This window comes from Pedobacter sp. MC2016-14 (assembly GCF_020991475.1).
Classification (GTDB): Bacteria; Bacteroidota; Bacteroidia; order Sphingobacteriales; family Sphingobacteriaceae; genus Pedobacter.
Window position 1 is genome coordinate 580,231 of the sequence record NZ_JAJMPA010000001.1, and the last position, 21,675, is coordinate 601,905.

Annotated in this window: 21 protein-coding genes; 13 read left to right on the top strand and 8 right to left on the bottom strand. The window is 39.3% G+C overall.

Translation table 11 applies throughout. From position 1 onward, the window contains the following. Window positions 1-65: 65 nt before the first annotated feature. From LPB86_RS02375 to LPB86_RS02395, 5 genes are all read left to right on the top strand, one after another. Window positions 66-1,316 (top strand): DEAD/DEAH box helicase, encoded by a 1,251-nt coding sequence (locus tag LPB86_RS02375; protein WP_230640942.1) that lies wholly within the window; start codon window positions 66-68, stop codon window positions 1,314-1,316. A 45-nt stretch (window positions 1,317-1,361) separates the two neighbouring features. Next, the gene (locus LPB86_RS02380; RefSeq protein ID WP_230640943.1) at window positions 1,362-2,642 is read left to right on the top strand and encodes a replication-associated recombination protein A; all 1,281 of its coding nucleotides are present in this window, start codon (window positions 1,362-1,364) and stop codon (window positions 2,640-2,642) included. Further along, a complete protein-coding gene (locus LPB86_RS02385) occupies window positions 2,642-4,117 on the top strand; it encodes a DUF5687 family protein (protein WP_230640944.1) in 1,476 nt (491 codons plus the stop codon). Before LPB86_RS02380 ends, LPB86_RS02385 begins: the two co-directional genes overlap by 1 nt. 13 nt (window positions 4,118-4,130) lie before the next feature. After that, on the top strand, window positions 4,131-4,826 hold the full coding sequence (locus LPB86_RS02390; protein ID WP_230640945.1) for an ABC transporter ATP-binding protein: 696 nt from the start codon (window positions 4,131-4,133) through the stop codon (window positions 4,824-4,826). A 157-nt stretch (window positions 4,827-4,983) separates the two neighbouring features. Continuing rightward, window positions 4,984-5,661 carry an OmpA family protein gene (locus LPB86_RS02395; RefSeq protein ID WP_230640946.1) on the top strand — a complete coding sequence of 226 codons (678 nt, stop codon included), beginning with the start codon at window positions 4,984-4,986 and terminating at the stop codon, window positions 5,659-5,661. 74 nt (window positions 5,662-5,735) lie between these two features. Here the strand turns inward: LPB86_RS02395 and LPB86_RS02400 are convergent, their stop codons facing one another. Beyond that, a complete protein-coding gene (locus tag LPB86_RS02400; protein WP_230640947.1) occupies window positions 5,736-6,089 on the bottom strand; it encodes a hypothetical protein in 354 nt (117 codons plus the stop codon). Window positions 6,090-6,169: 80 nt separating this feature from the next. Between LPB86_RS02400 and LPB86_RS02405 the strand changes: the two genes are divergently transcribed. Together LPB86_RS02405 and LPB86_RS02410 are read left to right on the top strand one after the other, a co-directional pair. After that, a complete protein-coding gene (locus LPB86_RS02405; RefSeq protein WP_230640948.1) occupies window positions 6,170-7,183 on the top strand; it encodes a Gfo/Idh/MocA family oxidoreductase in 1,014 nt (337 codons plus the stop codon). Then, complete coding sequence (locus tag LPB86_RS02410) at window positions 7,183-7,962, top strand: zinc-dependent peptidase (RefSeq protein WP_230640949.1); 780 nt, start codon at window positions 7,183-7,185, stop codon at window positions 7,960-7,962. Before LPB86_RS02405 ends, LPB86_RS02410 begins: the two co-directional genes overlap by 1 nt. Window positions 7,963-7,975: 13 nt before the next feature. On the opposite strand, the gene LPB86_RS02415 is transcribed toward LPB86_RS02410, so the two are convergent. From LPB86_RS02415 to LPB86_RS02425, 3 genes are all read right to left on the bottom strand, one after another. After that, the gene (locus LPB86_RS02415; RefSeq protein WP_230640950.1) at window positions 7,976-8,968 is read right to left on the bottom strand and encodes an alpha/beta fold hydrolase; all 993 of its coding nucleotides are present in this window, start codon (window positions 8,966-8,968) and stop codon (window positions 7,976-7,978) included. A gap of 124 nt (window positions 8,969-9,092) precedes the next feature. Beyond that, window positions 9,093-11,429, bottom strand: a complete 2,337-nt coding sequence (locus LPB86_RS02420; RefSeq protein ID WP_230640951.1) for a TonB-dependent receptor — start codon at window positions 11,427-11,429, stop codon at window positions 9,093-9,095. A gap of 64 nt (window positions 11,430-11,493) precedes the next feature. Next, a complete protein-coding gene (locus LPB86_RS02425) occupies window positions 11,494-11,832 on the bottom strand; it encodes a hypothetical protein (RefSeq protein WP_230640952.1) in 339 nt (112 codons plus the stop codon). A gap of 147 nt (window positions 11,833-11,979) precedes the next feature. On the opposite strand from LPB86_RS02425, the gene LPB86_RS02430 reads away from it, so the two are divergent. The 3 genes from LPB86_RS02430 (at window position 11,980) to LPB86_RS02440 (ending at window position 14,589) form a co-directional block, all read left to right on the top strand. Continuing rightward, window positions 11,980-12,633, top strand: coding sequence for a TetR family transcriptional regulator C-terminal domain-containing protein (locus tag LPB86_RS02430; protein WP_230640953.1), 654 nt, complete (start codon window positions 11,980-11,982; stop codon window positions 12,631-12,633). A 4-nt stretch (window positions 12,634-12,637) separates the two neighbouring features. After that, window positions 12,638-13,936, top strand: a complete 1,299-nt coding sequence (locus LPB86_RS02435; protein ID WP_230640954.1) for an AarF/ABC1/UbiB kinase family protein — start codon at window positions 12,638-12,640, stop codon at window positions 13,934-13,936. A gap of 260 nt (window positions 13,937-14,196) precedes the next feature. Next, window positions 14,197-14,589, top strand: a complete 393-nt coding sequence (locus tag LPB86_RS02440; protein WP_230640955.1) for a response regulator transcription factor — start codon at window positions 14,197-14,199, stop codon at window positions 14,587-14,589. 5 nt (window positions 14,590-14,594) lie between these two features. On the opposite strand, the gene LPB86_RS02445 is transcribed toward LPB86_RS02440, so the two are convergent. Next, complete coding sequence (locus tag LPB86_RS02445; RefSeq protein WP_230640956.1) at window positions 14,595-15,362, bottom strand: Ku protein; 768 nt, start codon at window positions 15,360-15,362, stop codon at window positions 14,595-14,597. A 63-nt stretch (window positions 15,363-15,425) separates the two neighbouring features. On the opposite strand from LPB86_RS02445, the gene LPB86_RS02450 reads away from it, so the two are divergent. Together LPB86_RS02450 and LPB86_RS02455 are read left to right on the top strand one after the other, a co-directional pair. Then, window positions 15,426-15,893 carry a nuclear transport factor 2 family protein gene (locus LPB86_RS02450; protein WP_230640957.1) on the top strand — a complete coding sequence of 156 codons (468 nt, stop codon included), beginning with the start codon at window positions 15,426-15,428 and terminating at the stop codon, window positions 15,891-15,893. Window positions 15,894-15,934: 41 nt separating this feature from the next. After that, window positions 15,935-16,702: a dienelactone hydrolase family protein gene (locus LPB86_RS02455; RefSeq protein ID WP_230640958.1), complete on the top strand. Its 768-nt coding sequence runs from the start codon at window positions 15,935-15,937 to the stop codon at window positions 16,700-16,702. Here LPB86_RS02455 and hisS read toward each other — a convergent pair. The 3 genes from hisS to pdhA all read right to left on the bottom strand — a co-directional run bounded on the left by hisS (window position 16,688) and on the right by pdhA (window position 20,837). After that, a complete protein-coding gene (hisS, locus tag LPB86_RS02460; protein ID WP_230640959.1) occupies window positions 16,688-18,073 on the bottom strand; it encodes a histidine--tRNA ligase in 1,386 nt (461 codons plus the stop codon). The genes LPB86_RS02455 and hisS overlap by 15 nt on opposite strands. Before the next feature lie 85 nt (window positions 18,074-18,158). After that, window positions 18,159-19,811 carry a pyruvate dehydrogenase complex dihydrolipoamide acetyltransferase gene (locus LPB86_RS02465; protein WP_230640960.1) on the bottom strand — a complete coding sequence of 551 codons (1,653 nt, stop codon included), beginning with the start codon at window positions 19,809-19,811 and terminating at the stop codon, window positions 18,159-18,161. Between the two features lie 30 nt (window positions 19,812-19,841). After that, on the bottom strand, window positions 19,842-20,837 hold the full coding sequence (pdhA, locus tag LPB86_RS02470) for a pyruvate dehydrogenase (acetyl-transferring) E1 component subunit alpha (protein WP_230640961.1): 996 nt from the start codon (window positions 20,835-20,837) through the stop codon (window positions 19,842-19,844). Window positions 20,838-21,100: 263 nt separating this feature from the next. On the opposite strand from pdhA, the gene LPB86_RS02475 reads away from it, so the two are divergent. Then, the gene (locus LPB86_RS02475) at window positions 21,101-21,655 is read left to right on the top strand and encodes a C40 family peptidase (RefSeq protein WP_230640962.1); all 555 of its coding nucleotides are present in this window, start codon (window positions 21,101-21,103) and stop codon (window positions 21,653-21,655) included. Window positions 21,656-21,675: the final 20 nt, after the last annotated feature.

The following is a 21,675-nucleotide window of genomic DNA, read 5'->3' on the forward strand; positions in this document are numbered from 1 at the left end:
AGAAAAATATTTATTTCCGTTATAAATGGTTACTTTTATGCAATACATACTAACAAATTAAAATATTGGATTTTAAAGATTTTAATTTTAACCCCGATTTATTAGAGGGTTTAATGGCGATGGGCTTCCGCAATGCAACGCCTATTCAAGAACAAGCCATTCCATTGATATTAGCTAAAAAAGACTTGATAGCCTGTGCGCAAACTGGCACCGGCAAAACAGGTGCTTACCTTTTACCGGTCATGAATATGATTAGTAATACAAAGGAAAGACACAACAATACGCTCATTCTTGCGCCAACTCGTGAGCTTGCACAGCAAATAGATATTCAGGTTGAGGCACTTTCTTACTTCACGAATATCAGTTCTTTAACTGTATATGGCGGAGGAGATGGAGTTGCATACGAACAACAAAAGCGTTCTATGCGCGATGGAGTGGATATTATCATTGCCACACCAGGCAGGTTAATTTCTCACCTTTCATCCGGAGCGTTAAAACTGGATCAATTACAACATTTGGTATTGGACGAAGCCGACCGAATGCTGGATATGGGTTTTTATGATGACATTATGCGCATTGTTAGCTTTTTACCTGAGCAGCGGCAAACTGTGTTGTTCTCCGCTACAATGCCGCCTAAAATCAGGAAACTTGCAGGAAGCCTGTTAAAAAACCCGGAACAAATCAGCCTTTCGATCTCCAAACCTGCTGAAGGAATTTCTCAACAAATTTATCAGGTTCATGATGAGCAAAAAGTTCCCTTACTTACCGAAATCTTAAAGACAGGAACGTATAAAAGCATCATAGTATTTGCTTCCACTAAGGATAAAGTAAAGGACCTTGGTAAGGTATTCAGAAGATTAGGCCTAAAAGCCGAAGCCTTTCACTCAGATCTTGATCAAAAAGAAAGAGAAAGCATCTTACTGAGCTTTAAAAACAGGCAATTGCCAATTATAATTGGAACCGATGTACTGAGCAGAGGGATAGATGTTGAAGGCATAGACCTTGTGGTAAATTTTGATGTACCACATGATGCAGAAGACTATGTACACCGCATTGGACGAACTGCGAGAGCGGCAACTAAAGGAACTGCAATTACATTGGTAAACTCAAGAGATAAGCGCAAATTAGATAGCATAGAAAAGCTAATAGAGCGTAAAATTGAGGTGATGCCACTATCTGAAGCGATATCAGCAATAGAAATGGTACACAGGCCACATGTAGAAAAGAAGAACCAGCCTGGAAAGAAAAAAGTTTGGAAGAAGAAAAAACCCAGCGCAAAGCCATCTGGAATTTCCGGTACTCAGGAAGCCCAATAATTGCCTTGGTGCAATAATTGTTGTACCCTATTTTTACTTTAGTATATGCAGAATCATCCTCCATTAGCTGAAAGAATGCGTCCTCAGAATCTGGACGAATATGTGGGACAAAAACATCTGGTTGGACCAGATGCTGTATTGCGGAAGGCAATTCAAAGCAGTCAGCTACCATCCATGATTTTCTGGGGGCCACCAGGTGTAGGCAAAACCACGCTCGCTTATATCATTTCCGAAGCTTTGGACCGCCCGTTTTTCAATCTCAGTGCCATCAATTCTGGGGTAAAAGACATCAGAGAGGTTATAGACAAGGCCGCTGCATTAAAAGATAGTTTTCTAGGTTTACCTATTTTATTCATAGATGAAATTCACCGTTTCAGCAAATCACAGCAAGACAGTTTGCTGGGTGCAGTAGAGCGTGGTTTAGTAACACTTATTGGAGCAACAACTGAAAATCCTTCATTTGAAGTCATATCCGCCTTACTTTCCCGATGTCAGGTTTACATATTAAAATCCCTGGATGAAGCAGAGCTGTCTGGGCTTTTACAAACTGCCATCAAAGAAGATATCATCCTCAAAGAAAAGAAAATCACCATAAAAGAGCATGAGGCCTTAATCAGGTTATCTGGTGGAGATGCCCGAAAACTGCTAAATGTATTGGAAATTGCAGTGAATGGCATAGGCGGGTCAAAAATTGTTTTAACCAATGAAAATGTACTTCAACATGCCCAACAGAATCTGGCCTTGTACGATAAGGCAGGAGAACAGCATTACGACATCATTTCAGCCTTTATCAAATCTATTCGCGGAAGCGATCCTAATGCAGCAGTGTATTGGCTTGCCAGGATGATTGAAGGAGGAGAAGATCCCTTGTTCATCGCCCGGCGACTATTAATCCTATCTTCTGAGGATATAGGAAATGCCAATCCAAACGCACTGTTATTGGCAAATAACTGTTTCCAGGCGGTTAATGTGATCGGCTACCCTGAGGCTAGAATTATCCTCGCACAAGCAGTTACCTACCTTGCTTCTTCAGCAAAGAGCAACGCATCTTATGAAGCCATAAATAAGGCCCAGTCTCTGGTAAAACAGACAGGAAATTTACCTGTGCCACTATCCATTAGAAATGCACCTACCAAACTGATGAAAAATATTGGCTACGGAAAAGATTATCAATATTCGCATAGTTATGAAGGGAATTTCTCCCCTCAAGAATATCTACCTGAAGAAATCAGTGGAACTAAATTATACGATCCAGGAAAAAACCCCGCTGAAGAAAAACTTAGAGAGAAACTGAAACAGAACTGGAAAGATAAATACAACTATTAATGCTTGGTATATTTTTAAAACATCAGTGGCAAAGTTTCTGGAGGTCTAAAAGTAAAGGAGGCAATATTGCAGTCCAAATTATAATGGGGATTTTAGTACTCTATTTAGTTGCCTGTGCTGTTTTTACTGGAGTTTACATGAGCATGTTAATTCCACATTTCTTTCCCCAAAAAGACATGATTGATATATTTAATGGCTTAATCCTTTATTATTTTGCCACTGATTTTTTAATCAGACTTCAAATGCAGGAATTACCAACCCTGGCCATTGTTCCCTACCTGCATCTAAATATTCCAAAGCATAAATTGGTAAGCTTTTTAAATATAAGGGCCCTGTTTTCTGTTTTTAATTACCTACCACTGCTCATTTTTACGCCCTTTTGCTTTCTTCAGCTCAAAGAAATATATGGTGCAGGAGTTACAGCAGCCTATCTAATTGCCATCATTTCACTGGCTATTTTTAACAATTATTTTGCGCTTTATGTAAAACGCCTGTCCACAACAAACTTAAAAATAGTACTGGCGGGACTCATCTTGATTATTGCCTTGGGCTTACTGGAATATTTAAAGGTTTTTTCTATAGCAGCAGTATCTGGTTTGGTTTTTAAACAAGTTACGGCATATCCTCTAATCTCTCTTCTTTTCCCATTTATAGCTATACTGAGCTATCGGTTAAATACCCTTTACTTAAAAAAAAACCTATATATTGAAGAGCTGAGCGCTGGTATTGAAAAAAAATCCAATACAGATTATCCTTTTTTAGAACGGTTTGGCGCAGTTGGTGTCTTGGCAGCCCTGGAAATTAAACTCATCCTCAGAAACAAAAGATCAAAATCTACAGTTGCCAAAGGTCTTTTGTTTCTATTTTACGGCCTATTATTGTACAAGCAAAACTACCTGGAAAGAAACGAATTTGGCATGATGCTTTTTGCCGCCGTTTTTATGACGGGAAACATGGTTCTTCTATATGGCCAATTTATGTTTGGTTGGCAGGCTGCAGAATTTGACGGCATGCTGGCCAATAAAATGAGTGTTAAAAATTTCATCAAAGCGAAATTTCTACTCTTCAACTTATCCTCTACCTTTCTGGTTATTATGGTAAGTCTGTACGGATTTATGAGCTGGAAGCTGTTGTTAATTCAATTTGCTGCTTACCTCTACAGCATTGGAATTGGTGCTGTGATAGTGCTTTATTTGGCAACACTAAACTATAAGTATATTGATCTAAGTAAAAGCTCTGGCTTTAACTGGCAGGGAGTGGGTGCTTCTACCATGATTATGGGCCTGCCTGTCTTCATACTACCTTTTATCATTTATTTACCTGTTAGTCATTACGCAAATCCATATTGGGGTCTTTTTGCGTTGGCATTACTGGGCCTTGCAGGCATTATAACACGTAGTTTTTGGGTAAACTTTTTAGTTAGGCAGTTTAACAAAAGGAAATATAAAATTGCAGCAGGTTTTAGAGAACATTAAATTTAGATTACTCATGTTGGAAATAAAATCGCTAAAGAAATACTATGCTACCAGAACGGTAGTAAATATTGAGCATTTAACCATTAACGCTGGCGAAATGATTGGTCTTGTAGGTAATAATGGCGCAGGAAAAACTACGCTTTTTAGAATGCTGCTAGATCTGATTAGACCTGATGAAGGAGAAATAGTATCAAAAGGACGCAATGTTTCAACCAATGATGAATGGAAAGATTACACCAGTTCTTTTTTAGATGAAGGTTTCCTGATTGACTACCTGACACCAGAGGAATACTTTGTTTTTATTGGCAGTTTGCAGGACAAAAATGCACTACAAGTACAGCAAGACCTGACGGCCTATTCAGAATTTTTTAATGATGAGATTTTAAATAGCGGCAAATACATCCGTGATTTTAGCAAAGGCAATCAAAATAAAGTAGGTATTGCAGCTGCATTAATGCAAAACCCTGAATTACTTATCCTTGACGAACCCTTTGCTAATTTAGACCCAACTACACAAATTAGATTAAAAACCTTATTAAAAGACCTTAAAGGTAATGCTAATTTGACCACGCTGATTTCAAGTCATGATTTGAACCACATAACTGAGGTTTGTGACCGGATCATTTTATTGGAAAAAGGGATAGTTATTAAAGACTTTAAAAAAGATGAAAACACCTTAAAGGAACTTGAAACGTATTTTTCCGGGTAACATTGTAGACAATAATGGTCACTTTGGGGGGTGTGCGGAGGCAGCACAAAATATAACACTCCATAGGATACTAACAATCAGCCTAATTTGGATTAAACGACTCAGGATAAGATTTGGCATCCTGTTTGACAAGCACTATTTATAACAAAAAATTATTATGATGACTTCTAAATTTAAAATAGCGACCCTAAGTATCGCCTTGGCAGTAAGTGCAATGATGCTTCAAAGTTGCGATAGCTTAACAAAAACACAAAAAGGTGCTGGTATAGGCGCTGCAGCAGGTGGTGTAATTGGCGCATTAATAGGTAAAAAAGCAGGTAACACAGCTGTAGGTGCATTGATAGGTGGTGCTGTAGGTGGTACAGCTGGTGCGTTTATTGGTAAAAGAATGGACAAGCAGGCTGCAGAGATTCAAACCGCAATACCTAATGCAGAAGTAATTCGCGAAGGTGAAGGTATTATTGTAAAATTTGACAGTGGTATCTTATTTGATTTTAACAGTGCCATTTTAAAAGAGGCAGCAAAAGATAACATCAAAACACTGGCAAACTCACTGAACCAATACCCAGGAACAGATGTTAGGGTAATAGGCCATACAGATAATGTAGGATCCGAAGCGGTTAACATGACATTTTCAGAAAAAAGAGCAGCAGCAGTGAAAGCTTATGCAGTTGGTCAGGGTGTACCCTCTTCAAGACTGATCACTGTAGGTAAAGGCTTTAGCGAGCCAATTGCAGACAACTCAACAGATGCAGGAAGAGCTGCCAACCGTAGAGTGGAGATTGTAATTATGGCAAATGATCAATTGAAATCAGAAGCAAAAACACAAGGTTAATCTAAGACAACAATTGTCTAAAACATTTACCAATCCCTATATTGTTAAAGCCCGAAATTAACGTTCGGGCTTTTTTATTGTTCATCGCCATAAATATCTTCAAAGTATTGAACTGCCAGTGACTTAAGCAAAAGTTCCTGCTCCATCATGGCAAAAGATGGTACAGCTTTTACTAGTTTCCAATGTGGCCAGCCATCCTGATCCAGGCCCTCCAGCTCATAAAAGCCCATTTCACTTAACAAACGACAGGTAGCAATATGCATCAATTCTTCTTTTTGCCGTTTGCTGTATTTACCAGGTCCTTTCCCTAATTCCTGTACACCAATAAGGAAAAGCGTTACTTTCAGATCCGGAAGATCAGAATCAAACTCTTTCGCAATCCTTTCCTGTAAAACTTTCCATTTAGCATTTATTTCTGCTGGTTTCATACTGCAAATATACGTTACAACAAACGCTATATAACAACAATAATATAAGCATTAAAAATAGATTTTGCTAATTTAGCCTAATGGATAGAACGATAAAAACAGGTTTACTTGCCTATGGAATGTCCGGCAAAGTATTTCATGCTCCATTTATAGCCGCGCACCCGGGCTTTGAACTTCTTGCTGTAACTGAACGTCACGATAAAAAAGCGCACACTGATTATCCAGAAATTAAAAGTTACAATACGATAGAAGAGCTGCTTGGCGACAAGAATATCGAACTGGTTATCGTGAACACACCTAACTTTACACATTTCGACTATGCTAAAAAAGCATTGCTTGCGGGAAAACACATTTTGGTCGAAAAACCATTTGCGGCAACCAGCAGCGAAGCCCAAGAGTTATTTGAACTTGCTCTGGACATGGGTAAAAAGGTATTTGTGTACCAGAACAGAAGGTGGGATAGTGACTTTTTGACCGTAAAAAAGCTCATTAAAGAAGAAATTTTAGGAAAACTCAACGAAGTTCATTTCCGCTTTGACCGTTACCGCAATGCCATAGGTGTAAAAAGCTTTAAAGAAGAGCTGGTTGCCGCAACTGGTTTGCAATACGACCTTGGCCCACATTTATTGGATCAGGTGATTAGCGTGTTTGGCAAACCCTTAAGTTTTTATAAAGTACTTGGTAAAAACAGGGAAAACACAAAAGTTGACGACTATTTTAGCATCCACCTAAAATACCCTAATGATGTAAATGTATTTGTACATGCCAACATGCTGGTAGCAGACGTACAGCCTGCTTTTGTTCTTCATGGAACAAATGGCAGCTTTGTTAAAAATCGTGCAGATGTACAGGAAGATCAACTGGTAAAAGGAGTAACACCAAAAGATGAGGAATACGGAATTGAAGCTCCGGAAAATGAGGGTTTGTTGACGCTGGTTGACAGCGACGGAAATAAAATACAGCAAAAACTTTCATCAGAACCGGCAAACTATCTTCAACTGTTTGAATCACTTTATCAGGCAATTGTTAACGAACAACCGTATCCAGTAAAGGAACAAGAAATCATTAGCCAACTTGAAATTCTATCTTCTTAATGATCAGTCCCTATTTAATCATAGCTGTAGCATTCTTTATAGCACTTTACTTTATTTTTAAAAAACGTAGTGCAAAAAATGAAGAATCGGCACTGACCAACACCGAGAAGGACCTGCTGCTTCAACATGTTGCTTATTATCAGCGCTTGAATAGTAAGGACCGCCAAAATTTTGAGGGTTTGTTAAAAAGCTTTTTGAGCGATGTGCATATTGAAGGTGTAGGAATGACTTTAGAACCTTTAGATTTTTTACTGGTTGCAAGCAGTGCCATCATTCCTATATTTGGATTTGGCCAATGGAAATATCAAAATCTAAGCAATGTGCTTTTGTATCCGGATACCTTTAATAAGGATTTCCAGTTTGAAGGTGGCGACCGAAACATCATGGGCATGGTAGGTACGGGATATATGAACGGTCAAATGGTCCTATCCCGTTCCGCACTGCGGCAAGGATTTTCGGAATCAGCCGGCAAGGAAAACACGGCCATACATGAGTTTGTACACCTGCTGGATAAATCTGACGGCGCTACCGATGGCATTCCTGAAAATTTAATGCCTCATCAATATGTAATTCCCTGGATAAAAATGATCCACCAGGAGATGACAAGAATAGAGAAAGGCAAATCAGACATTAACCCTTACGCAATCACCAACGAAGCAGAATTTCTGGCGGTAGTTTCAGAATATTTTTTTGAAAAACCCGACCTTCTAAAAAATAAACACCCTGAACTTTATCAGGTGCTTTCCACTATTTTTTCGCAAAATCCGGCTAAAGTTTAGGCCTGCTAAATTGCTATAAACTACCGAGTAACGCTACCAGAAATTCCGTTTGAATCTCCATATGAGGGATATGTCCACATCCATCAAATTCAATAAGTTTGGAACCTGGTATTTTTGCAGCAGTTTGCTTGCCTAATAATTGATACTGGCCATGTAAAGCCTGCTGTTCCGGACTCAGCAAGCCCTTACCTACAATGGTACGGTCTTGTTTGCCAATAAAAAGAACAGTGGGTACGCGCAAACTGGCAAATTCATAAACTACCGGCTGCTCATAAATCATAGTGAAAGTCATGGCGGCAACCTTTGCCCAGCGAGGATAATCTGCACTAAAGGTAACGCCACCTCCAATACGAACCAATTCATCATATTGGGGCTTCCAGGAAACAAAATAAGAGCCCTGATAGTATTTTTTGATGCTTTCGGCAGTAGATTTTAACTCTGTTTTATACTGGGTTTCTGTATTTACATAAGGTACAAACTGCCTGTAATCTTCTAAACCTATAGGATCTTCAAGCAGTAATTTCTCTGTGTTTAAAGGGAACATTAAGGCAAACCGGGTTGCCAGCATTCCGCCCATTGAATGACCAAGAATACTGGCCTTTTGAATACCAAGGGTATCCAGCAAAGCTTTATTCCAGCTGGCCATTTGATGGAAACTGTAATGTATAAATGGTTTTGAGGATTTACCAAACCCGATTTGATCTGGAACAATTACCCTAAAGCCACGACTTGTAAGCGCCTTAATTACTTCTGTCCAATAATACCCTCCAAAGTTTTTTCCATGAAACAATACTACTGTACGCCCGTTTGCCTTTTTTGAGGGGGCTACATCCATATAGGCCATGCGAACATCCTGCCCTTCCGTTTGAATAGGGAAATATTTTACCGGATATGCATATTTGACGTTTTCAAGCGTAATAGATAATGTATCGGATTTTTGTGCAAAAGCAACCGAACACAACAATAAGAAAATTGGAATTACAAGCGCAATACTTTTTTTGAACATATCATCAACTGATTAAGTAAACAAAACAACAGTAGCCATTGAAAGTTGTAAAGCTAGCCAATATTTAAGCAAAAAGCCCATTCCGGACTAAGGAATGGGCTTTTGTAGCTCTAATTTTACCGAATTACTTTTTTAGTGTAAAGGGTATATTTACGCCAAACGTAACGTTCCGGCCCTGGTTATAAATGCCAAATGAGGTATCTTCATCACTTAGCCGCCCTGGTTTAAAACGACTTAAATGATCATAATAGGATTTATTTAACAGGTTTTTTCCGGCAGCATAAATAGTAATGTCCTGACTTTTTCCGATCCTTAACGTGGTACCTACACTTGCGTTTAGCAAAGTATAACCAGCGGTGGCAATTTCAAAACTGTCTGTTTTTGTCTGTTTAAAAAAGTTATCGATGCCAACCGACACATAAGAATTAGCGGTTCCCGCAATTTTTGGTTCAAAGCGTAATTCATTACGCAATGTAGCAGCAGGGATAAAAGGTAATGACTGTTTGGTAGTCCTGTTTGTGGCCCTGGTATATGAAAACCCATTTTCAAAATGAAGAAAGCTCACAGGATGCAAAGTTAGCGCCGCTTCAATACCACGTAAAAACGCGTTGTCTTGCACAAAGTTATATACAGGAAAATCAGTGAGCCCCCCATCCTCATCTTCTACCTCTTTTGTTGTCCCATCCGTATTGTAATAAATGTAATTGTTGATGGTATTGGCAAACCCACCAATGCTTGCGCTTAAGTACTGGTTGCTATAGTCAAAAGAAGCGTCAAACTGGTAGCTCTGTTCAGGCTTTAAGTTTGGATTACCAACCTCATAACGGAAAACTCCTTCATGCACGCCATTTGAAGACAGTTCCGCGATGTTTGGTGCCCTGAATGCACTTCCGGCATTCGCTTTAAAGCTAAAGGCATCATTAAATTCATGGGTATACCCCAATGCAGCAGTTACATGGGAAAACTTGTTGCTGAAGGCATCAAATTCTGTGTCCCCATTAAAGGCCTTGCCTGTCATTTTCCTGTAATCGAAACGTGCACCAGCATTAAAAGTATCATTGTTCCAGGTTTTTTTAACAAAGGCAAATCCGCCAAATGCCTGCGAGTCATAATCCGGAATCAACTGCTCTGCACCAGTAGTATTTAAACTGTGTACAATTTCTCCGGAGAAACCCAAAACCGGTGCCCAACCATTAACCTGTTTAAAAGAATACCTCAGATCGTAACTGTAGGTATAACTATTTAAAAAGAGCGCTAAACCATCAGAACCTGCGGCTTCAAGCTCTTTCCGTAAGTTATGCTGATAGCCTAAAGTTCCCTTTAAACTGCCATCACCCAAAAGAATATTGGTGTTTAAGGCAATTTTATAATGGCGAATGTCTTGCTTAGCATAATCCAGGGTCCTGGTTTTCTGATGGCTTGAAAAAATATTTCCATCTTCATCAATGAGCTCCCCAGCCGCATTTCTTCCCGCAGCGTCAAAAAATCCGATATTGGTTTTGAAAACAGAGGCATCTAAATGGGCATAACCCCATTTTTTGTTTAAGCCAATTTGCCCCCCAATGTTCGTTTCGTTAAATCCTGAATTTGGAACATACTCCGTAGGGGTTTTATAAGAATACGCATTTTTATAAGAGCCTCTCACTTTATAAATCAATCCATTATCATTTCCCTGAAGCATCAACGAACTACCTGTTAAACCGTTGTTGGTGGCATAATTTGTTAAAAACTCACCCCTTATTATTCCATCCGGGGCTGGCAATCCATCTATAATATTAATTACCCCACCAAGGGCGTCAGATCCGTACATTAAACTTGCAGGCCCTTTTAATACCTCAACCCGATCTGCACTATACTGATCTATTTCGATCCCGTGCTCGTCTCCCCATTGCTGGCCTTGTTGCTTAACGCCATTGCTTAAAGTTACTACCCGGTTATAACTTAAACCGCGGATCACCGGCTTTGATATTGCAGGGCCCGTAGTAATTTGAGAAACACCAGGGACCCTTGACAGCGCATCTATAAGATTAGTTGAGGGCCGGTATAAAAGATCAGCTTTGCTGACGGTAGTTACGGAAGTGCTATTTTTACGGTTATCAGAACTTGCAGGGGAACCGGTAATTACCACTTCCCTACCCTCAATAACACTAGCTTGTAATGCGAAATTGAGGCTTTCCTGATTTGAGAAATCAATAACACGGGTAATGGAGGTATAGCCAACATAACTTACCTGCACAAGGAAACGACCACGAAGAGGAAGATTTTTTAAAATAAATTCTCCATTCGCATTTGCCACTGCAGATTTACGAAGGTCGGGAATGGAAACCGTTGCGCCAGGCAGGGCAGCGCCGGTAGTCGCATCAGTAATTTTGCCGGTAATTTCGGCAACATCAGCAGCAAAAGTGCTGGTAAATAAAAATGCAGATAGTATTACAGCTACAAATAGATGTAGATATTTCATATATAATGAGTTCAGGGCACAGCATGCCCGGTTAAGAATTGTTAGAATTGAATAAAAATAAAAACTAACAGGTAGCGGGTGGACCGCGAAGCGAAGTGGCGATTAATTCAACATAGGTTGCGCTAACCAGCCTAAAGTTTTCCAGTACTGCAGTACTTTTTAAAAGGGCATGATAAATAACATCGTTGGTATAATAGTCCTTTTCAAAATGTGCAGAACAAATTAAACAATTATGAGATTCATTGCCCACATGTGTTTTGTGCGCACAGACCTTTCCATCTTTCGTACAAATAACTTCTTCATGATGATGATGAAAAGAACTCCAGGGTGTTAATGCAAGGGCAAATACCCAAAGCAGAAATACCGCCAGAATTTGATGAATATGTGGAACTCTATTTTTCAACGCCCTGCAAAATTACACATTTCTACTGTGTACGCATTAAAAAACACTTAAATTACACTACCATGATTCAAAACGTAAGACAATTGCCCGCTTTCTGGAAACTATATTCGTAAATTTAACGTTATAATTTTAACCAAAACTTTTATTATGGCCACAGCTCAGCAAATTAAAAACGGCTACATTGACTATGTACTTACACATGATGAAAAGCCTAAATCTGTATATGCTTTTGTAAAAAAGTTAAAAATCAGCGAAGCCGAATTCTATACATTTTTTACTTCATTTGAAAGTATAGAGAAAAATATTTGGGTAGAACTTACCGTAGAAACGATTAACACGCTACAACAAGAGGAAGTCTGGGCAGCGTATTCTTCGAGAGACCGTATACTAGCCTTTTTTTACAGCTATATAGAAGTACTAAAAAGACAGCGGAGTTTCATCACCTATACCTTAAAACACGCAAAAGGAAGTTTCTCTACCCCTGCTGCGCTTTCTGGTGTAAAACCAATTTTTGAGCATTTTGCTGAAGAAACCATCAATGAAGGGCTGGAAAGCGGGGAACTTGCCGACCGTAAGTTTTTCAGCAAAAGATACAAAGATGCCTTGTGGCTTCAATTTGCATTTATCGTAAACTTCTGGCTCACTGATGACAGCGATGGTTTTGAAAAAACTGATGAAGCCATTGAGAAGGGAATAAATGTAACATTTGATCTTTTCCAAAGATCCCCTATCGATAATCTTTTTGAGTACGGGAAATTCCTTTCCAGAAATGGCCCGCTAAAAGAAAAGATGAAGTTCTAACCTCATGAAAGAACAAAAAAATATTCCGACTACCAAAACAGAACGCTCAGCTAAATTTGTAAAAACAGGTTTTCAAATCGGCGGAAACTACATCAAACACTATTCAAAAAAGCTGTTTAATCCAGACCTTAGCAGGGATGAGTTGAATGAAGATAATGCAAATGACATTTATAATTCTTTAAGTGAGCTAAAAGGAAGTGCCTTAAAAATTGCGCAAATGTTGAGCATGGATAAAAACATGCTCCCAAAATCTTATGTAGACAAATTCACCCAGTCGCAATACAATGCCCCTCCATTATCAGGCCCACTCATTGTACAAACCTTTACCAAAAACTTTGGTAAGTCGCCAACTCAAATCTTTGATACCTTTAAACTGCAATCCACAAATGCCGCATCAATTGGACAGGTGCATGAGGCCCAACTCAATGGAAAAAAACTGGCAGTAAAAATCCAGTATCCTGGTGTAGGCGATAGTATTTCTTCAGATCTAAAGTTAGTGAAGCCTTTTGCTTTCCGCCTACTTGGCATGAGTGAAAAGGAATTGAACATCTACATCAAAGAGGTGGAAGAGCGCTTATTGGAAGAAACGGATTACGAACTTGAAGTACGCCGGTCTATACAATTTTCTAACGCCTGCAAGGATTTACACAACATTGTTTTCCCGGTGTATTATCCGGAATATTCGGGAAAAAGAATCATTACCATGGATTGGATTGAGGGCTTGCACCTTAAAGAGTTTTTAAAGACTCAGCCTTCGCAGCAGCTTTGCAATAAAATTGGTCAGGCCATGTGGGATTTTTATAATTTCCAACAACATGAACTCAGGGCCGTACATGCAGATCCACATCCGGGTAACTTTCTAATCACCCCTGATGAAAAATTAGGTATCATAGATTTTGGCTGTATCAAAGAACTACCTGATGATTTTTACGTCCCATTTTTCTCTTTAATCTCTAGTGATGTGATTAAGGATAAGCAAAAGACAATCGCTGCCTTCAGACAATTGGACATGATTCAGGAAAAAGACAATGCCAGTCAGATCGAATTTTACTATAAAGCATACCGTGAAATGATTGAATTATTTGCGAGGCCTTACACGAGTAAAACTTTTGACTTTAGTAAACCAGCGTTTTTTGAGCAATTGTATGCCTATGGAGAGACGATTGCAAAGATGCCAGAATTTAAGCAAGCACGTGGTGTAAAGCACTTTATTTATGTTAACCGCACTAACTTCGGCCTCTATTCCATCCTTCATGAACTAAAGGCCGTGGTACAAACGGACACTTACCAGCCCAAAGTATAACAGAAGCTTAGACTAAATGCATAAAAAGAGGTACAGTCGCCACAACTGCACCTCTCTATTTAACCTAAAACTTACTGACTATAAGACATCTAATTTTAGAAAAGGTTTGACCATAGACTCTTTTTTTACAAATTACTTGCAGATCTAGTTAATACATAAATTTCAGTCCCTGTAAAACATCTTTGTTTATTTAATTTCAAAAAAAAGTAAACATAAAGATTCAAACTTAATATATTTGCAGGCAATTAATTGATAAAGTTTTGGCTAGAGGTTCTGGGTTCTATAAAAACATTCTTGTTATCGAAGACAATCACGCCATACTGGATGTGATTACACTTATTCTGCAAAGTGAAGCTTATAAGGTAACAGGTTTAAACAAAAGTGCAGAAATGATGCTGCACGTAGAACAGTTCAAGCCCCATTTAATCATTCTAGACATTATGCTGCCTGACGGCGATGGCCGTATCTTACTTCAGGAGTTGAGGTCAGACCCAAAAACAGCACATATCCCGGTATTAATGATTTCTGCACGTTATACTGCCGAAAATGTTCAGCATGGAGAATTTAAACCAAATGGATTTTTAGCTAAACCATTTGACATTGATGACTTACTTGATAAAATAGAAGGTATTTTAGAAGGAAAAACCTATTAAGAACCTCAAGCCCCTTTTTTACCAAGGCTTTTCATCAACTGGCTATACAAATCATCATCACTTTCTTCTCTGGGCTTCAATTTTTTAACAGTCGCCCTTTTACCCTTTGCCTTCGCCTTAATAATGCGCAGCAACTCCTTCGTATATTCATCTTTGAAGCCTTCGATGTCAAAATCGGAGGTATATTGTTTAATTAACGCCAAGCCAACATCCAGCTCCTTTTTCGTTACTTTAGCCGTATCAGGGGTTTCTATTTCCTGAAAGGAACGGATTTCTTCAGGAAATCTTATTTTAGTAACAACCAGCACGTCATCCAAAGGATGAATAACGCATAAGTTCTCTGTGCTGCGCAATACAAATCTGGCAATCCCCGCCTTTTTAGACTGTATCAATGCCTTTAATAGTAATCCATACGCTTTTCTACCTTGCTTTTCCGGCTCTGCATAATAAGAAGTCTCGTAGTAAATAGGATTAATTTCTCCTATATCTACAAAGTTCTCCAACTCAATCATTTTAGTTTTCTCCGGACTGGCATCTTCAAAATCATGGTCATCAAGGATCACATATTTATCATCCATTAAATATCCCTTTACAATTTTATTGAAAGGGACCTCCTTACGCGTATGCTCATTAATGCGCTGAAATTTGATTCTGGAATGATCTTTTGAATCCAGCATATCCAGATCAAGTCCGCTATTCTGAACAGCAGAATATAGCTTAACCGGTATATTTACCAGTCCAAATCCAATTGAACCTTTCCAGATTGATCGCATAATACATTGACTTTATAACCCTAACAACAAAGCAGTTTGATTGTTTTTGAGTAAATTGCTTCCATGAACCCCAATGAAAAGCTAATCCATCATTTCTATACTTCTTTTAAAAACAAAAACATCAAAGGCATGCAGGATTCTTACGCAGAAGAAGCTGTCTTTAATGATCCGGTTTTCAAAAACCTAAATACTGCACAGGTCAGGAGCATGTGGGAAATGCTCATTAAAAGTGGGAAGGATATGCACATAGAATTTAGTAAAGTTTCGGCAAATGAACTGGAGGGCAGCGCAGAATGGGTAGCTCGTTACACATTTTCTACTACCGGGAAAAAAGTCGTTAACCGCGTCAAGGCTTCCTTCATATTTAAGGATGGAAAAATAAGCCGGCACCACGATCATTTCAATTTTTATACATGGGCAAGGCAAGCGCTGGGACTTCCAGGAATGTTGCTGGGCTGGACAAGCTTTTTAAAAAACAAAATACGCAATACAGCTCAAAACAAGCTTAAGTTATACATGAATAGTCATTAAACTTTCAGTCCTCAAATTTGTTAATTATTTAAAATCAGAACATGAAACAATTACTTACCATTGCCCTCATTTTAATGGCCTCGTATACATTTGCACAGCTTAAACCCGTTGCTTATAAAGATGGAACACAAAACCTCAAGGGCTTTTCCATTGCACCATCCAAAAAAAACTTAAAGAAAGCAGGCATTTTAATTCTGCCTGCGTGGAAAGGAATTGACAAACACTCAAAAATTGTAGCAGAAGATTTATCTAAACTCGGGTACTTCGCATTTATAGCAGACATTTATGGAGAAGGTAACTATCCTACCGACAATTCAAGTGCTGGTCAGAAAGCCGGTTACTATAAAAAGAACGTTAATGAATACCAGCAAAGGATTAAGTTAGCAATGCAGGAACTAATTAAAGCGGGAGCAGATCCTGCAAAAATTGCTGTTATAGGCTATTGTTTTGGAGGCACCGGCGCCTTAGAAGCTGCAAGGATGAATTTCCCTGTACAAGGTGTGGTGTCATTTCATGGAGGCCTAAGCAGAGATGCAACACGAACTATCCAACCTATTCAGCCTAAAGTACTGGTTTTACACGGTGCCGATGACCCTTCGGTACCTGCAGCTCAAGTACTGTCTTTCCAGCAGGAAATGAGAGATGCAAAAGCAGATTGGCAAATGGTTTACTATGCAAACGCTGTTCATGCATTTACAGAACCAGAAGCAGGTAACGACAATTCTAAAGGCGCTGCCTACAATGAACTTGCAGCCAAAAGATCCTGGGAACACATGAAGTTGTTCTTAAACGAGTTATTTGCTCAATAAATTTACAATAGATCCGGCGGTTAGTTTCTGCTGATCGCCGGATTGCATATTTTTCAAAGTGAGTAGTCCACTTTCCATCTCATCTCCACCAATTAAAACTACATAAGGTATAGCTTTATCATCAGCATAACTCATTTGCTTTTTAAGCTTCGCTGATGAAGGATAAAGTTCGGCAGCAACTCCAACCTCCCTTAGCTGCTGTAAGAGCGGCAAAGCATATAATTCGGCTGTTGCATCAAAATTACTAATTAGCACCTTAGTGCCAGAAGCAGTCGATTCCGGAAATAGATTTAATTCTTCCAGCACATCATAAATCCGGTCGGCACCAAATGAAATTCCCACACCGGTTAAACCCTTCAAACCAAACATTCCGGTAAGGTCATCATAACGCCCACCACCGCAGATGCTACCCATTTTCGCTTCATTGGTTTTAACTTCAAAAATACACCCGGTATAATAGTTTAAGCCACGTGCAAGCGTGATGTCCAATTCTAAATCTGGTTGCTTTAAACTGCTATTTACCAATAAAGCTTTAACATAGCCAAATACTGTTTCCAGTTCAGCAATTCCTTTTAAGCCAACAGCAGAAGCTGCCAAAACATTTTTTAAACGCGCTAATTTTTCTGTGTTCGTACCTTCTAAGAGAATAACTGGTTTTAACAGCTCAATGTCGCTGTCCGTAAATCCTCTTTCCAGTAATTCTTTAGTCACACCATCCAGTCCTATCTTATCCAGCTTATCAATGGCCACCGTCATATCGACTATCAGTTCGGGCTTGCCGATAATTTCAGCAATTCCAGAAAGGATTTTACGGTTATTGATTTTTATGGTAAAGTCTTTCATCCCAAGATTAGTCAATCCCTCCTGGTAAATCAAGACAAATTCCGCTTCATTTAATAAGCTTTCAGACCCTACAACATCAACATCACATTGATAGAACTCGCGATAGCGTCCCTTCTGTGGGCGATCGGCACGCCAAACCGGCTGTACCTGAAACCTTTTAAAAGGAAGTGTAATGTCATTTTGATGCATCACCACGTAACGGGCAAAGGGTACAGTTAAGTCATATCTTAATGCTTTCTCACTAATAGAAGAAATTAGTGCATTAGAATTTAGCTCAGCCAGATAACCTGCATTCGCTTTAGACAAATAATCACCAGAGTTGAGAATTTTAAAGATCAGCTTGTCGCCCTCGTCTCCATATTTTCCGGTTAGCGTAGACAAGTTCTCCATGGCAGGGGTCTGGATTTCCGCGTAACCAAATTTCTTAAATACCGTTTTAATGGTATCAAAAATATAATTACGTTTTACCATTTCCTGTGGAGAAAAATCACGTGTTCCTTTTGCTAAAGACGGTTTGATGCTTGACATGCCGCAAAAGTACAAAAAGTAACAGGCATAAAAAAGGTTGCCTGCTTTATCAGCAGGCAACCTCCATATAATATTTAAAATTGGCTTAAGCCAGTAACCGGATTGGCTCTTCCAACAAACCTTTAAGTGTTTGCAAGAATGCAGCTCCAGTAGCGCCGTCCACCACGCGGTGATCGCAACCTAAAGTAAGCTTCATAACGTTACCTGGTACAACTGCACCATTTTTAACCACAGGCACTTGCTGAATGGCACCTACCGAAAGGATTGCCCCATCAGGAGAATTGATGATAGATGTAAATTCATCAATACCAAACATACCCAGGTTAGATACAGTAAAGGTAGAACCTTCCCAATCTGCAGGTTGAAGTTTTTTTGCTTTTGCTTTCTGGCCATATTCCTTAACCTCAGCAGAGATATGCGACAACGATTTACCATCAGCAAAACGAACCACAGGAACCAACAAACCATCTTCTACAGCCATGGCTACACCAATGTTGGTGTGCTCATTGAAGCGGATTTTATCTCCACCCCAGGAAGAATTAACTGCAGGATGTTGTTTCAAGGCAACAGCAACCGCTTTAATTACAATATCATTGAAAGAAACTTTAACTGGCGCAACCGTGTTGATAGCCGTACGTGCAGACATTGCATTGTCCATATCTATGCTGATGGTCAGATAGAAATGAGGAGCAGTGAATAAGCTTTCGCCTAAACGTTTAGCAATTACTTTACGCATCTGCGATACCGGTTTCTCTGTGAAACGCTCTTCCCCTACATATTGAGGGATAACCGGAGCAGCTTTATCTGCAGCAGGAGCTGAAGCAGATTCTGTTTTAGCAGCGGCAGCAGCAGGTTTAAAGTTTTCAATATCTTTTTTAATGATTCTTCCGCCATCAGCACTACCCGATACTTTTGAAAGATCAATACCTTTTTCTTTGGCAAGTTTCTTAGCCAACGGAGAAGCTTTAACACGACTGCCATCAGAAGATACACTTTCTTCAGCTGGGGTTTCAGCAACTGGAGCAGACTTTTCTTCAACCGGGGCATCAGATTTTTTATCTGCTGCTGGTTTAGCTGGTGCATCGCCTTGATTTAAAATACCGCTAATGTCAGTTCCTTCAGGACCAACAATGGCAATGATACCATTTACTTTAGCAGCAGCACCTTTTTCCACACCAATATGCAATAAAGTACCAGTAGCGTATCCCATTACTTCCATAGTAGCCTTATCGGTTTCTACATCAGCAAGAATATCATCATCTTTCACTTTATCACCAACTTTTTTATGCCATTCAGCAATCACACCTTCAGTCATGGTGTCGCTCAATAAAGGCATTCTAATTACAGTAACACCTTTTTTAGCAAGTTCATCCTCAGATAAACCAGCCCCTTGTGCAGGAGCATCAGCTTTTGGCTCTGCTTTAGCTTCCGCTTTTTCTGCTGCAGGAGCAGCACTTTCAGCGCCGCCTTCCGCATCCAGCGCAGCTTTATAATCTTCGCCTTCTTTACCTATCACAGCAATAACAGCATCTACAGGAACAGCTTTACCTTCTTCTACACCAATGTATAAAACAGTACCATCCCAGTAAGATTCAAGATCCATGGTCGCCTTATCGGTTTCCACTTCAGCCATTACATCACCACTTTTAACTTTATCGCCCACTTTTTTGTGCCATTTTGCCATCACCCCTTCGGTCATGGTATCGCTCATTTTGGGCATTTTAACTACATCAGCCATGCTAATAATATCTATTGAATACGGTTAATATTAATCTAATATATATGGATAGTCTGTTTGTACGTAAACATCTTTGTACAATTCAGCAGCTTCAGGCCATGGAGACTCTTCAGCAAATTTCACAGACTCATCAACAATCTGTTTAACTTTAGCCTCAATTTCTTCAATCCATGCCTGATCAGCATATTTTTCCTGAAGTATAACTTCTCTAACAAGTTCAATAGGATCTTTAGCTTTGTATTCTTCCAGCTCCTCTTTAGTTCTGTATTTAGCAGGATCAGACATAGAGTGACCGCGGTAACGGTAAGTTCTCATTTCCAAAAAGGTTGGTCCTTCGCCATTACGTGCACGTTGCGCAGCTTCATCCATTGCATTGTGAACAGCAACCGGATCCATTCCGTCTACAGCAGCACAAGGCATGTCAAAACCTAAACCAATTTTATAAATATCTGTCATGTTTGTAGTACGCTCAACAGAAGTACCCATTGCATAACCATTGTTTTCGCAAACAAAAATCACTGGCAACTTCCATAACATCGCCATGTTAAATGCTTCATTGAGCGCGCCCTGACGAACAGCACCATCACCCATGTAACATACATTAAGATTTTTGGTACCCTTATATTTTTCAGCGAAAGCAATACCAGCACCCAGAGGAATTTGACCGCCAACAATACCATGTCCGCCATAAAAGTTAAACTCTTTGCTAAACATGTGCATAGAACCACCTTTACCCTTAGAGCAACCAGTAGCTTTACCATACATCTCTGCCATGATACTATTTGCACTTACTCCCTTTGCTAAAGCATGAGCATGATCGCGATATGCAGTAATCATAGAATCTTCAGGTTGCAATGCAGAGATTGCTCCCGCAACAACAGCTTCCTGGCCAATATATAAGTGACAAAACCCACGGATTTTTTGTTGTCCGTATAGTTGTCCTGTTTTCTCTTCGAACTTGCGCATCAGCAACATCGACTCAAACCACTTTAGATAGGTATCTTTATTAATTTCTACTGCACTCATTTTTGGGTGTTGATTTATTTTATGAGAGCAAATCTAGTTTTTTATTGTAATATATGGAAGAAATACCTGTAAAATGCATGGTATCTTTACGAAGAGATTTAACATGCCACTCAAATAGCGCTAAAAATTGTGGAAAACTTTAGAAAATAGCAGAATGACATTTGGAATACACTACAAATTTACATAGTTTTGAAAACGAACAATAAGCCTTAGGGGCGTACGTTTAAGTGTAAGTGCCTATTACCCAAACTTAATAGTATAACATGATAAAAAAGTTTTTGTTTTCTACATTCATCGTTTTGTGCAGCCTAAGTGCCCTACAAGCCCAAAACAAATCAAAAGAAACCAATAAATTAGAAGATCCTGACAACTTAGCCTCTCAATATTTCTCCCAGGTAATGGGCGTTGCAGTAGACGCAACATCAAACCTTAAGCTTTACAAATTTATATACGAATGGATAGGAACACCTTACCGTTTTGGTGGAAACACCAAACAAGGGGTTGATTGTTCGGCATTTACCAAAGCTATATATGATAAAGTTTTCAACACTACCATCCTTCGTAATTCCAGAGATATCTTCAGCATGGTAGATCCATTACCTAAAGATGAGTTGAAAGAAGGAGACCTGGTATTTTTCAAAATCAAAAGTCGCAGCATTACGCATATCGGTATTTACCTTGGCGATAATCGCTTTGCGCATGCATCCTCTTCAAGGGGAGTAGTGATCAGCAACCTTAATGAGCCTTATTATTCGCGCTATTTTTATAAAGGCGGACGAATTCTTGACGGCGTAAAGAAAGAGCTGATAGAAGAATAGGTAGTTAAAAACCCTTTTTA